This is a genomic window from Colwellia sp. Bg11-12 (assembly GCF_014076955.1).
Lineage (GTDB): Bacteria > Pseudomonadota > Gammaproteobacteria > Enterobacterales > Alteromonadaceae > Colwellia_A.
The window spans coordinates 118,784-132,008 of record NZ_JACGUZ010000059.1; the positions used below are offsets into that span (position 1 = coordinate 118,784).

Below are 13,225 nucleotides of genomic sequence, written 5' to 3' on the forward strand. Positions count from 1 at the left end.
ATGAATCATTATCAATTACGGATAAAGGCTGATGATAAGCAAGTGGTTTTAGAACGTATTTTACAAGTGGCTCGTTACCGTGGTTTTCTAATCGAAGGTATTAAAGCGAAGGTTAATACAGGGACTAATATTGGCACGATAGAATTAATGGTGCGAAGTGAGCGACCTATTTCACTTTTGGTTGATCAAATTAATAAATTGATTGATATCAAAGACGTCAAGGTAGACAAAAATACCACGCAGTAATGTCGCTCATAACCAGTTATAATCATTGCGCGACAAGCACCCATAAAAATTTAGAGTTAGTTGGGTGATTAAACTACAACTAACTCGTTAAAAATATTATAAATTAGGAAACAAAATGGCTAAAGTAAATGCAGAACTCATTTGGTTTAATGGCGAACTCATGCCGTGGCAAAACGCTACCGTACATGTAATGAGTCACGCGTTACATTATGGTTCTTCAGTATTTGAAGGTATTCGCGCATACGATACTCACAAAGGCACGTGTATTTTTCGTCTAGAAGAACATATTAAACGTTTATTCGATTCAGCAAAAATTTATCGCATGAATATCCCTTTTACCCAAGAAGAAATTGTTCAAGCTTGTAAAGATGCCGTTGCTAAAAATGGCTTAGCTTCAGCTTATTTACGTCCATTGGCCTTTCTAGGCGATATTGGTATGGGCTTACGTCCACCTATTGATGCAAAAGCGGATGTCATGATTGCCGCCTTTAGCTGGGAAGCCTATTTAGGCGCTGACGCTATTGAAAACGGCGTAGAAGTTGGGGTGTCAAGTTGGAATCGACTAGCACCGAATACTATGCCAACAGCTGCAAAAGCTGGCGGTAATTACCTTTCATCACAATTGATTTCAGCGGAAGCTGCTCGTCATGGTTATGCTGAAGGTGTCGCACTTGATATCAATAATATGGTCAGTGAAGGAGCCGGTCAAAATTTATTTTTGATCCGCAAAGGTATTCTTTATACACCTCCTGGAACGGCTTCTATTTTACAAGGTTTAACGCGTGATACCGTATTCTTCCTTGCCGAGCAGCTTGGCTATGAAGTTCGTGAAGAGCCCATTTCTCGTGAGTCTTTATACTTAGTTGATGAGTTCTTTATGTGTGGCACAGCAACGGAAGTGGTACCGGTAAAATCAGTTGACGGCATGCTAGTAGGTAATGGTTCTCGTGGGCCTATTACTAAAGCTATTCAAGAAGCATTTTTTGGTATTTTTAACGGAACTACAGAAGTACCTGACAACTGGTTAGATCCAGTTAAATAGTTGTAATAACTCAACTCACTGTTATGTAGACTTTATCGGCATCCGGAATGCTCATTTATACTTATAAGCTCCGTGTTCCTTCTTTGTTAAAGAGCTAAATGACGTAGAGTTGAGTCATCACAGAAAACGATAAATAAAACCCTTAAGGTTTTATTTTAAAAGCTTACCGATTAAGTCGCTTTCAAAATAAAACTTTCACAAATATTCATCAATATTATTAATTGGAATGTAACTATCATGCCTAAATTAAGATCTGCAACTTCTACTCAAGGCCGTAATATGGCTGGTGCTCGTGCTTTATGGCGCGCAACAGGAATGACGGATAATGATTTTGGTAAACCGATTATTGCCGTTGTTAATTCATTTACCCAATTTGTACCAGGTCATGTGCATTTAAAAGATATGGGGCAACTTGTCGCTGGGGCTATCGAAGAAGCGGGAGGTGTTGCTAAAGAATTTAATACCATTGCGGTTGATGACGGTATTGCTATGGGACACAGCGGCATGCTTTACAGTTTGCCATCACGCGACTTAATAGCCGACTCAGTTGAATACATGGTCAATGCACATTGCGCTGATGCCATGGTTTGTATCTCCAACTGTGACAAAATTACACCGGGCATGTTAATGGCCGCTATGCGCTTAAATATTCCAGTGATTTTTGTTTCCGGTGGCCCAATGGAAGCTGGAAAAACTAAATTATCAAACCAAATTATCAAACTTGATCTCGTCGATGCGATGATCCAAGGGGCTGACCCAAAAGTTTCTGATGCACAAAGCGATCAAGTTGAACGTTCCGCTTGTCCTACTTGTGGTTCATGTTCAGGCATGTTCACCGCTAATTCAATGAACTGTTTAGCTGAAGCGTTAGGTTTGGCACAACCCGGTAATGGTTCTATGCTAGCCACGCATGCTGACCGCGAGCAGCTATTTTTAAACGCGGGTAAAGAAATTGTAAAATTAACCAAACGCTATTATCAAGAAAACGATGAATCAGCCTTACCACGTAATATCGCTAACAAAGCGGCGTTCGAAAATGCCACCTGTTTAGATATTGCGATGGGTGGTTCAACGAATACTGTGCTGCATTTAATCGCCGCCGCACAAGAGGCAGATATCGATTTTACTATGAAAGACATGGATCGCTTATCTAGAATTGTGCCGCAGTTATGTAAAGTTGCGCCTTCTACCCCTAAATACCATATGGAAGATGTGCATCGCGCCGGTGGCGTTATTGCTATTTTAGGAGAATTAGCACGCGCCAACTTATTAACCATGAACATCAAAAACGTGCTCGGCTTAACACTTGATGAAATGTTAGAAAAATATGACATCACCTTAACGAAAGACCAAAGTGTCATCGACTTCTTCCGTGCGGGCCCAGCTGGTATCCGCACGGTTAAAGCATTTAGCCAAGATTGTCGTTGGGATACCGTTGATGACGATCGTGAAAACGGTTGTATACGTTCACTTGAGCACGCGTATTCATTGGAAGGCGGTTTAGCGGTATTAGCCGGTAATATTGCCCCTGATGGTTGTGTTGTTAAAACGGCTGGTGTATCCGATGATAATTTAGTCTTTACCGGCCCAGCTCATGTTTTTGAAAGCCAAGATGATGCGGTTTCTGGTATCTTGGCGGGCAAGGTTGTTGCTGGTGAAGTGGTTGTTATTCGTTACGAGGGCCCTAAAGGGGGTCCAGGCATGCAAGAAATGCTTTACCCAACTACTTACTTAAAATCGATGGGTTTAGGTAAAGAATGTGCGTTGTTAACCGATGGTCGTTTCTCTGGTGGTACTTCTGGGTTATCTATTGGTCATGTTTCTCCTGAAGCTGGTAGTGGCGGCACTATCGCCTTAGTAGAGCAAGGTGACATTATTCATATTGATATCCCTAATCGTGAGATTACATTAAATGTCAGCGAAGAAATATTAGCTGAACGTCGCGCTAACATGGAAGCAAAAGGCAAGGATGCTTGGAAACCACTTAACCGTGTACGCCCAATTAGCTATGCGTTGAAAAATTACGCGATGTTAGCAACAAGTGCTGACAAAGGTGCTGTACGTAACCGTGATTTACTTGACGGTTTAGTTGGGGCGTAAGGTGAATTTCTTGATGACCTTTTGGAATAAATATAATGACTGAAGCTGAACAGCAAGCTTTAGTGCTTGCGAAAGAAACTCAAGAACAAGGGCTCGATTATTTGCGAAGAATTCTCTTGGCGCCTGTCTATGATGTTGCTATTGAAAGTGATTTAACACCGCTCACTAAGTTGTCATCACGTTTAGGTAATCAAATTTTTCTTAAACGTGAAGACCAGCAACCTGTTCATTCTTTTAAGATCCGTGGTGCTTATAATAAGCTTGTTAATTTAACCGAAGAACAGTGTATTCATGGGGTGATTGCTGCTTCTGCTGGTAATCATGCTCAGGGCTTGGCACTTGCGGCAAATAAACTCGGTATTAAAACCACGATTGTTATGCCGATAACAACTCCTGATATAAAAGTTGATAATGTGCGCCGCTTTGGCGCCGAAGTACGTTTAGTGGGTAAAAGCTTCAATGAAGCGCAAGTGGCTTCATTAGATTTTGCTCGTGATGAAAATAAAACGATAGTTCCTCCTTTTGATGATGTTGATATTATCGCTGGACAAGGCACGGTTGCCAAAGAACTTTTACAGCAGCACCCAAAAGTTGAAGTCGTTTTTATTCCAGTCGGTGGTGGTGGTTTACTGGCAGGTATGTCGGTTTATTTAAAGCAGCTACGACCCAATATAAAAGTCATTGGTGTTGAAGCAGAAGATTCTGCTTGCTTAAAAGCCGCTATGGCAGCGGGTAAACCTGTCGACTTAGAACAAGTGGGACTGTTTGCTGACGGGGTTGCAGTAAAGAGGATTGGAGAACACACCTTTAATGTCATTAAACATTATTGCGATGACGTGATCACTGTTACAACCGACGAAATTTGTAGCTCTATCAAAGATATATTTGAACAAACGCGCGTGATTTCTGAACCTGCCGGCGCATTGTCATTGGCGGGCTTACAGAAGTATTGTAAAACCAGCGCTGGAGATGAAGCATTAGTTGCTATTCTGTCTGGCGCTAATATGAATTTTCACACGTTACGATATATTTCAGAGCGATGTGAATTAGGTGAGCAAAAAGAAGCGGTGCTCGCAGTAAAAATTCCAGAAAAGAAAGGTAGTTTTAGAACCTTCTGTCATGCCTTAGATGGACGAGTGATCACTGAATTTAATTACCGTTATGCAACAAAAGCCGATGGCAGCCATAAAAATGCTAATATTTTTGTAGGTGTTAGAACCAGTGGTGAAGATGATCGAAATCACTTACTTTCACAGTTAACTGAAAAAGATTATCGAGCAACAGACCTTACTGATAACGAATTAGCTAAACTTCATGTCCGTTATATGATTGGCGGCCAAAATTCTTCATCAACCCCAGAGCGTATTTTTCGTTTTCAGTTTCCTGAATACCCAGGCGCATTGGAAAAGTTCTTAGATACCTTAGGTGAGCATTGGAATATTACTTTATTTCATTACCGTAATCATGGTGCTGCTTTTGGTCAAGTATTAGCCGGTTTTGAAGTCAAAAATGATGACCAGCTCGCCTTTTTTAATCATCTCAAAGATTTAGGTTATGAATGGCAAGAAGAAACGGAAAATAAAGCCTATCAAGCGTTTTTAAGTTAAATCGAGAAATTATTTAAATAACCTTTACTGATCAAGTACTAAAGCCACTTTAATTGAAGTGGCTTTTTACATTTTATACTTTTCAATTGCATAAAAATTAGTTTATTCTATATCCATAAAAATTATATGGACAATTCATGATGCAAGTAAGCCAAGAAGATGAATCAGTAATACCCACTCCTCAGTTACAACCCTTAGATAAACATAAACGTGTTGATGCCTTAGATATTTTACGCGGGCTAGCCCTCGTTGGTATTTTATTGATGAATATTGAATGGTTTAACCGTGCAATTATTTCTTTAGGTGCCCACGACACCACATTAACAGGTATTGACCATGCGGTTGGTTGGTTAATTCGTTGTTTTGTTGAAGGTAAGTTTTATAAATTATTCGCCCTTATCTTTGGAATGGGCTTTGCGGTTATGCTCTTACGTGCCAAAGAAGTCGGTCGGCCCTTTGGCGCTTGGTTTATTCGTCGCATGGTTGTGCTGTTAATTATCGGACTAGCCCATATGATTTTCTTATGGGGTGGCGATATTTTACATCAGTACGCTATCGCTGGTTTAATCCTATTAGCTTGGGTTACCTATAAAAAAACAGAAGACCCAAAAGCTTATTTAAAACTAGCTTTGATGTGGCTAATGATCCCTATTTTTCTGGTTAGTTTTTTGGGTTCTATATTGGGTATGGTTTTTAACGAGTCTAAGTATCAAGAAATATGGCAAAACGAACTTGATATATATACAGCAGTTGAACAGCAATTACTGACAAATACTGATGTTATATTAGAAAAGAATGATGCTATTGATAGTGAAGAGTCTAGCGCGGAAGAAACTATACTTACCGATGAAGAAGTGAGAGAAATTACTATTGCTGAAACCATTGATCAGCGTAAAGCATTACAGGCGGATATTGCTGAAGAAGATACTGCCTTTATGCAAAATAGTTATTGGCAAGCTACAGAATACCGGCTTGGCTTTCTTGGATTTATGTTGATGTTCACGCCTATTATGTCGTTGGTCGTTTTAGTGCCAATATTTATTTTAGGTTTTTGGCTGGTGGTGACTGAAAAAATAACCAAACACCAAGAGCATCACAAATTTTTTAGTCTCTTGGCTAAAGTTGGTTTATGCGTTGGTATTCCATTAAATGTTGCTAGCATCTTAATTATTCAACATCCTGCCGCAGGTATTTCAGTTGTACTGCAAGGTGTTGGGCAAACACTTTTTTATATCGGCCAATATTTACTATCTGCAGGATATTTAGGTCTTGTTATTTGTGCGTTAAACAAGCAAAAATGGCAAAAATTATTTTCTGCATTTTCACCTATGGGGCAAATGGCACTGACTAATTATTTGATGCACTCTGTTATTTTAACCAGTATCTTTTATGGTTATGCAGGCGGTCAATACGGAGAAATATCAAGAGCACCACAAATGCTGATTGTTTTAGCGATTATTGTTGCGCAAATATTCTTGTCTAAATGGTGGTTAAACCGCTACCGTTTTGGCCCCATGGAATGGTTATGGCGTAGTTTAACTTATAAAAAAATGCAGACAATGAAGTTATAAGTGCTGTAAGTTTATCTGAGTTTATGTGTAAAAATAACAAGCAGCCATTGGCTGCTTTTTTAATGAATAGGGATTGTCGATAATAAAAAAGGTTATAACTACAAGGTGTTAAATGTGCTTAGTTCAGTTCATTATTGAAAATACGTTTACTTAGTAAAACTCTCAGCTATAGTTATTTATTATCATAACAATGCGAGTTAGTCTTATATGTCAAAAAGGTTACTGGTTGTTGAAGACAGTAAGTCCATTGCGCTAGTGATTGAAAAAATGGCTGTTTCTTTAGGTTATTCCGTCACAATCGCTCACACTTTTGCCGAAGTAAAAGTACTACTTGCACAGCAGCATAGTTTTTTCTTGGCTACGGTCGATTACGGTTTACCCGACGCACCCAATGGAGAAGTCGTTCCCTTTATTCTTCAACACGATATTCCCAGCATAATTATGACGGGGAGAATCGATGACACTACGCATAAGAAGTTACTTAACCTACCTATTATTGATTACATTACCAAAGAAAACGCACAGGCCTATCATTACCTGCTTAGAATTCTTCATGGTCAACTTAACAATCAAAAAGTAGGTGTTCTAGTTGTCGACGACTCTTTAGCATCGAGGAATCATGTTTGCCAATTACTAAAACGGAGAAGTTTTACCGTATATGATGTTGACGATGGCACTAAAGCGTTGAAAAAGCTTGATGAACAACCAGACATAAAAATAGTGATCACAGAACAAGATTTAACTGGAATGAGTGGCTTAGAATTAGTACAAAAAATTAGAGCGAAACACCCTATTAATGAATTAATCATTATTGCTGTGGCGAGTTCTGAAAAGAGCTTTCAATCAGCCAGATTTATTAAAAATGGCGCCGATGATTTCTTACGAAAACCCTTTTGTCCTGAGGAATTCTATTGCCGAGTTATGCAAAATATTGAAAAATTACAATATATTGAGAAGTTAAAAAATGTAGAGTAACGTTAGGTGCTTCTAAATTTGAAAGCAGCCGTTGGCTGCTTTTTTATTTTTAAAGGTAAAAATTGTTATAATTATTAAGTAAACTTAAAAAACACCACTATATTCAACGGTATTCTTAAATATTCACCTTTATATTATTGCAGGAATAACCAAGAATAGTTCTGCTGTCGACGGCATTTCAATATAATTATTTAAAAAGGAAAAGCAAATGACGCTTGGTGAACAATTAAAAAAATTAAGAAATGCAAAAGCAATGAGTCAACCTGATTTAGCAAATTTAGCAGGCATAGAGCAATCTTATTTATCGAAATTAGAAAATGATAAATCGATGCCTTCAAACGAAATATTCCGAAAGTTATTAACTGCTTTTGAGTTGTCGTTACCTGAATTTATAGCAGCATTCGACAGTAGTTATGCTGAAAATCAGCTCAAGCAAATTCCCGATATTGAATATTGGTTAAAGCAGCAACAACAATCAAAAATATTAAATCAACGACGGTATCTTTATATATGTAGTGCGCTGATTGTATTTGCTATTACTTTATTCTTTGCAGGGGAGAATAATCGATTGTTTTCTAATACACAATTCCAATATTATTCACAAGGCGTTGTTTTAACAGGAGAACCGAAAGATATATTTAATGATTGGGAAACTCTAATCCCGCAACCTGATGTCGACAATAAACTATTTTATAAAAAGAAGATGGAGATGGCTCAGCGTAAAGATAAAAAACATGTCGTATCAGTAAAGTATCTTGGACAAAGTTATGTGGTTAATTTAACTAAAGGTCTTCGTGTTTATAGCCTAATAGGTAATAAACATATTTATAATCCAGCAAATGCTTGGCTCCAAATAGGTGGCGTATTTTTCTTTGTAATGGGCATTATGGGCTTCATTTTAGAAAGACGTTTATATAAAACAGCTTCTTTGTAATATTGAATTAAGCGATAAGTTATTGTGACAATAACTTATCGTAATCAACCGAGTTATTCAGCTAATTTAGCTTCAATTTCAGCAAGCTTATTTTCTAATTCAGCCAGTTTCTGACGCGTTTTTAATAATACTTGTGTTTGCACATCAAACTCTTCACGCGACACTACGTCAAGCTGTGATAATTTACGTTGTAAAACTACTTTGGTTTTCTCTTCTATATCGTTAGCAATGTCTTTGAATTTAGGTGGAATAGCATCAGCAACTTGTTGGGCGATTTCTTCAATCTTTTTAGCGTTAAACATTATTTTTATCCATAGTTCATCAATGCGCTTATTGTAATACATTTAATGATTTTACCAAGGGCTATTTCACTATACGCTTTAGAGCAAACAGGGTAAAATCAGCGCCCAGAAAACAGACAAACTAAAGTAGAAATACGATGAAACTTAACCCCGGACAAAATGAAGCGGTAAAATATGTTACTGGCCCGTGCTTAGTACTTGCGGGTGCGGGTAGCGGTAAAACAGGGGTTATTTGTCAGAAAATTGCTTATCTTATTCAAAAATGTGATTACAAAGCACGTAACATTGCTGCGGTAACGTTTACCAACAAAGCCGCCCGAGAAATGAAAGAGCGTGTGGTAAAGATGATGGATAAAAGCTTAACGCGTGGTCTCACGGTTTCTACTTTTCATTCCATGGGCCTTGATATCATTCGTAAAGAAATTAAGACTTTAGGTTATAAACCAGGTTTTACTTTATTTGATGATCAAGACTCATTGTCTTTATTGAAAGAACTCACTAACGAACAGCTTGATGGCGACAAAGATTTACTCAGCAAATTACAAAGTATGATTTCCAATTGGAAAAATGATTTGTTATTACCTGACGCAGCACTAAAAATGGCTGGTGATGCAGACACCATCATGTTCGCTGAATTTTATCAGCTCTATCAAAAGCACATGAAAGCTTATAATGCGCTTGATTTTGACGACTTGATTTTAGCGCCAACCCTCTTATTAAAAAACTTTCCAGAAGTGCGTGCCCGCTGGCAGAAAAAAATTAAATATCTGTTGGTCGATGAATATCAAGATACCAACGCTAGCCAATATGAATTAGTTAAATTAATTGCCGGAGAACAAGGCCTCTTAACAGTGGTTGGTGACGATGACCAATCTATATATTCTTGGCGTGGCGCTAAGCCGCAAAACTTAGTGTTACTCGGAGAAGACTTTCCACAACTTAAACTCATTAAATTAGAGCAAAATTATCGCTCTAGTGGCCGCATTTTAAAATGTGCTAATACCTTAATAGCCAACAATCCTCATGTTTATGACAAGGCATTATTTAGTCAGCTCGCTTACGGTGTAGAGCTACGTGTTATTCAGGCTAAAAATGAAGAGCATGAAATTGAGCGTGTTGTTGGAGAGCTTATTGGCCATAAGTTCTTAAATAAAAGTAAATTCAAAAACTATGCGATTTTATATCGGGGTAATCATCAGTCACGCTTATTAGAAAAGTCACTGATGCTCAATCGTATTCCATATAAGATTAGTGGCGGAACGTCGTTTTTTTCTCGCAGTGAAATTAAAGACATGATGGCGTTCTTACGCGTACTTGTGAACCCAGATGACGACAATGCTTTTTTAAGAATAGTAAACGTACCACGCAGAGAAATTGGACCAACTACGTTAGAAAAACTGGGTAATTACGCCAATATGCGGCAAATAAGCATGTTTGCCGCTAGTTTTGAATTAGGGCTTGAGCAGCATTTAACGGGCCGAGGTTTAGTGCACGTACAACGCTTTACTCGCTGGTTAGTTGAAACGGGTGATCACGCTGAACGAGGCGACACCCCTGCGGTTTTGCGCGCGATGATCCGTGAAATAAATTATGAAGATTGGTTGTACGATACATCCCCTAGCCCCAAAGCCGCAGAAATGCGCATGAAAAACGTCACAACACTTTTTAGCTGGGTGACTCAAATGTTAGAAGGTGATGATGAAAATGACCCGATGTTGTTGCCTGAGATTGTTATTCGTTTAACGTTACGCGAAATGATGGAGCGTGGCGAAGATGAAGATGATGCCGACCAAGTACAACTGATGACACTGCATGCTTCGAAAGGGCTAGAATTTCCCTACGTATTTTTGATTGGTATGGAAGAAGGTTTATTACCTCATCAAACCAGTATGGATGAAGGAAACGTTGAAGAAGAGCGCCGCTTAGCTTATGTGGGTATTACGCGAGCACAACGAGAATTAATATTCACTTATGCCCGTGAACGTAGACAATACGGAGAAGTTTCTCGCACTGAAGCTAGCCGATTCTTGCATGAACTCCCGCAAGACGATTTAAGCTGGGAGCTAACAGAAACTAAAAAGAGCCAAGAACACAAAGACAAAACCACCAAAATGGGTGTAGCGAATTTGCGGGATATGCTGAAGAAAAATAAGTAAATGTTTTTTTTACGCTAGCTAAATATACTAATGAATTTAGCTAGCGTAAGACTAAAAGCCATCTTTTAGTCTTAATGAAATATAATGGCCGCACAAATACACAAGGTACTAAAGAGTAACGTACCAATAACGACTTTATGGTTTTTGTGTTGTTGAGTTTTTAATTCAGTAAATAAGTGCATTTGCTTTTGACGTGTTACTTGCGTTGTTTTCAAATAATCATAAAGCAGGTCGGGCATCTCAGGCAGCTTTTCATTCCAAAAAGGCAAGTTGTCTTTTATTTTTTTGAACACTGCTTTCACACCCATTTGCTCTTTTACCCAATTTTCTAAGAAAGGTTTGGCGGTTTGCCATAAATCGAGCTGAGGGTATAGTTGTCGGCCTAAGCCTTCAATATAGAGTAAGGTTTTCTGTAATAAAACCAATTGAGGTTGCACTTCCATATTGAATCGTCGTGCGGTGTTAAATAAACTCACTAATACTTGTCCGAAAGATATTTCAGCTAATGGCTTATTAAATATTGGTTCACAAACGGTGCGAATAGCAAATTCGAATTCATCAACACTGGTATTGCTGGGTACCCAGCCAGAATCGACATGTAGTTCTGCTACTTTACGGTAATCTCTATTAAAAAAGGCGACAAAATTTTCAGCTAAATAGCGTTTGTCTTCACGATTTAATGTTCCACAAATTCCAAAGTCTATGGCTATCCATGTCGGATCTCCCGGGTTCGTCGCATCAACGAAGACATTTCCAGGATGCATATCTGCATGAAAAAAACTGTCACGAAATACTTGCGTAAAAAACACTTCAACACCACGTTCAGCAAGTAATTTCATATCTACGCCAAGCTGTTGTAATGTTTCTATCTCTCCTACGCCAACACCATAAATACGTTCCATCACCATTACGTTAATATGACTGAACTCACTATAAACCTTGGGCACATATAATACGCTATCGCTAGCATGACCTTGAGAGAAGTTATGGTTGAGTAAAGTGGCATTAGCCGCTTCACGGTTCAGGTCAAGCTCGTCAATAATCGTTTTACGGTATTCATTAACGACTTCTTTTGGACGCAGGCGTTTACCATCGGGTAAAAATTTGGCAACAATACCTGCAAAGAGAGACATCACTTTTACGTCAGCTATAATTGTCTCGGTAATATTTGGGCGCAAAACCTTAAGCACGACTTCAATAGGCTGTCCGTCTTGTATTAATGTTGCCGTATGTACTTGTGCAATTGACGCTGAAGCGAGTGGTTGGGTATCAAAATGGCTAAAATGTTGATTAAAGGTCTCTTCACCAATCGCGTCTAGAACAATCGCTTTGGCTAACTCGCCATCAAAGGCGGGTACTTGGTCCTGTAGTAAGGCAAGTTCCTTCGCAAAGTCATCGGGGAGCAAATCCCGACGGGTTGAAAGCATCTGACCAAACTTTACAAATACCGGGCCTAAAGATTCAATCGCTAAGCGAAGACGTAAGGCCGAAGGCTTATTTTTGTGTTTATTACGTAACCAAAACAAGCTAAAACGCATAAGTTTCGCATACCAAGGTAGCATATGGCTGGGGATAAGTTCATCAAGACCAAATTGAAGAAATGTTTTAATGATGCGATAAAGTCGTAAACTGCTCACAATGTTCCTTGAAAATTAGGTTGGCGTACTGGCTTTTTTAGCAAGTCGCTGAATACGTTCAGATAAAGTATCTGTTTGTTTAGATACATCGGCAACTTTTTGGCTAAAAGACTGTATTTGACTTGAAGTAACCACTAAGCGCTTTTCATGCACTAACCATTCGCTAGCGTCAGCTTGAATTTGTTGAGTGGCAAAATTAAATTTTTTCGTTAAATTTTTACTTATCTGAGAGAGCTTATATGTTGGAATATCACCGATATGTTTGGCTATTTCTGTTTGCCAATCAATTTCGAGTGATTGTGCGATACTCGCAAACACCTGAGCAACTTTGATGTCTCCATGAACATCGAGTTTCTCTTGTTTGATCAGTTCGGTAATCTGTTGTTCTTTTTTGAGTTCAAGTAAGGTTTTTATACTGGTTTTTATTGTACAGTTGCTGCGCTCGATTAAGCGGGTTACTAGAACCTTATTGTCATTAATAGAAAAACTTAAAGGGAAACCTAATTCTTTTAATGAAAGGGTTAATGTTTTTTGTTCTAAAGGTTGTAAGACACTCGCCCCCTTAACACTGAGTAACAGTGTTTGGTTAATTGCAAACTCTAGTGCTGAACAGAGTGTTTGCTGAGGCATTAACTGAGGGCTAATTTTTATCACA

Annotated in this window: 11 protein-coding genes; 8 read left to right on the forward strand and 3 right to left on the reverse strand. The window is 38.6% G+C overall.

What is annotated here, in order from left to right; all coding sequences use genetic code 11:
• From ilvM to H4J39_RS06515, 7 genes are all read left to right on the forward strand, one after another.
• Nucleotides 1-246 carry an acetolactate synthase 2 small subunit gene (gene ilvM, locus H4J39_RS06485; RefSeq protein ID WP_182182345.1) on the forward strand — a complete coding sequence of 82 codons (246 nt, stop codon included), beginning with the start codon at nt 1-3 and terminating at the stop codon, nt 244-246.
• A gap of 115 nt (nt 247-361) precedes the next feature.
• Complete coding sequence (locus tag H4J39_RS06490; RefSeq protein WP_182182344.1) at nt 362-1,288, forward strand: branched-chain amino acid transaminase; 927 nt, start codon at nt 362-364, stop codon at nt 1,286-1,288.
• A gap of 237 nt (nt 1,289-1,525) precedes the next feature.
• Nucleotides 1,526-3,388 carry a dihydroxy-acid dehydratase gene (gene ilvD, locus H4J39_RS06495; RefSeq protein ID WP_182226654.1) on the forward strand — a complete coding sequence of 621 codons (1,863 nt, stop codon included), beginning with the start codon at nt 1,526-1,528 and terminating at the stop codon, nt 3,386-3,388.
• 35 nt (nt 3,389-3,423) lie between these two features.
• Nucleotides 3,424-4,995 (forward strand): threonine ammonia-lyase, biosynthetic, encoded by a 1,572-nt coding sequence (gene ilvA, locus H4J39_RS06500; RefSeq protein ID WP_182226656.1) that lies wholly within the window; start codon nt 3,424-3,426, stop codon nt 4,993-4,995.
• Between the two features lie 137 nt (nt 4,996-5,132).
• The gene (locus H4J39_RS19100; protein ID WP_259368773.1) at nt 5,133-6,566 is read left to right on the forward strand and encodes a DUF418 domain-containing protein; all 1,434 of its coding nucleotides are present in this window, start codon (nt 5,133-5,135) and stop codon (nt 6,564-6,566) included.
• 207 nt (nt 6,567-6,773) lie between these two features.
• Entirely contained in the window at nt 6,774-7,541 is a 768-nt protein-coding gene (locus H4J39_RS06510) for a response regulator (RefSeq protein ID WP_182226658.1), read from the forward strand.
• A gap of 208 nt (nt 7,542-7,749) precedes the next feature.
• Nucleotides 7,750-8,475, forward strand: a complete 726-nt coding sequence (locus H4J39_RS06515) for a helix-turn-helix domain-containing protein (RefSeq protein WP_182226660.1) — start codon at nt 7,750-7,752, stop codon at nt 8,473-8,475.
• A gap of 53 nt (nt 8,476-8,528) precedes the next feature.
• On the opposite strand, the gene H4J39_RS06520 is transcribed toward H4J39_RS06515, so the two are convergent.
• Entirely contained in the window at nt 8,529-8,777 is a 249-nt protein-coding gene (locus tag H4J39_RS06520) for a ubiquinone biosynthesis accessory factor UbiK (protein ID WP_182182340.1), read from the reverse strand.
• A 137-nt stretch (nt 8,778-8,914) separates the two neighbouring features.
• Here H4J39_RS06520 and rep point away from each other — a divergent pair, with 137 nt between their 5' ends.
• A complete protein-coding gene (rep, locus tag H4J39_RS06525; protein WP_182226662.1) occupies nt 8,915-10,933 on the forward strand; it encodes a DNA helicase Rep in 2,019 nt (672 codons plus the stop codon).
• Between the two features lie 71 nt (nt 10,934-11,004).
• On the opposite strand, the gene ubiB is transcribed toward rep, so the two are convergent.
• Nucleotides 11,005-12,570, reverse strand: a complete 1,566-nt coding sequence (ubiB, locus tag H4J39_RS06530) for a ubiquinone biosynthesis regulatory protein kinase UbiB (RefSeq protein WP_182226664.1) — start codon at nt 12,568-12,570, stop codon at nt 11,005-11,007.
• A gap of 15 nt (nt 12,571-12,585) precedes the next feature.
• Complete coding sequence (locus tag H4J39_RS06535) at nt 12,586-13,224, reverse strand: SCP2 domain-containing protein (protein WP_182226666.1); 639 nt, start codon at nt 13,222-13,224, stop codon at nt 12,586-12,588.
• Nucleotide 13,225: the final 1 nt, after the last annotated feature.

Bases quoted from the DNA above. Each gene is read 5' to 3' on its own strand.
- H4J39_RS06515 (WP_182226660.1), top strand. From the start codon at position 7,750: ATGACGCTTGGTGAACAATTAAAAAAATTAAGAAATGCAAAAGCAATG.
- ilvA (WP_182226656.1), top strand. From the start codon at position 3,424: ATGACTGAAGCTGAACAGCAAGCTTTAGTGCTTGCGAAAGAAACTCAA.
- H4J39_RS06520 (WP_182182340.1), bottom strand. From the start codon at position 8,777: ATGTTTAACGCTAAAAAGATTGAAGAAATCGCCCAACAAGTTGCTGAT.
- H4J39_RS06490 (WP_182182344.1), top strand. From the start codon at position 362: ATGGCTAAAGTAAATGCAGAACTCATTTGGTTTAATGGCGAACTCATG.
- rep (WP_182226662.1), top strand. From the start codon at position 8,915: ATGAAACTTAACCCCGGACAAAATGAAGCGGTAAAATATGTTACTGGC.
- ilvD (WP_182226654.1), top strand. From the start codon at position 1,526: ATGCCTAAATTAAGATCTGCAACTTCTACTCAAGGCCGTAATATGGCT.
- H4J39_RS06510 (WP_182226658.1), top strand. From the start codon at position 6,774: ATGTCAAAAAGGTTACTGGTTGTTGAAGACAGTAAGTCCATTGCGCTA.
- ilvM (WP_182182345.1), top strand. From the start codon at position 1: ATGAATCATTATCAATTACGGATAAAGGCTGATGATAAGCAAGTGGTT.
- H4J39_RS19100 (WP_259368773.1), top strand. From the start codon at position 5,133: ATGATGCAAGTAAGCCAAGAAGATGAATCAGTAATACCCACTCCTCAG.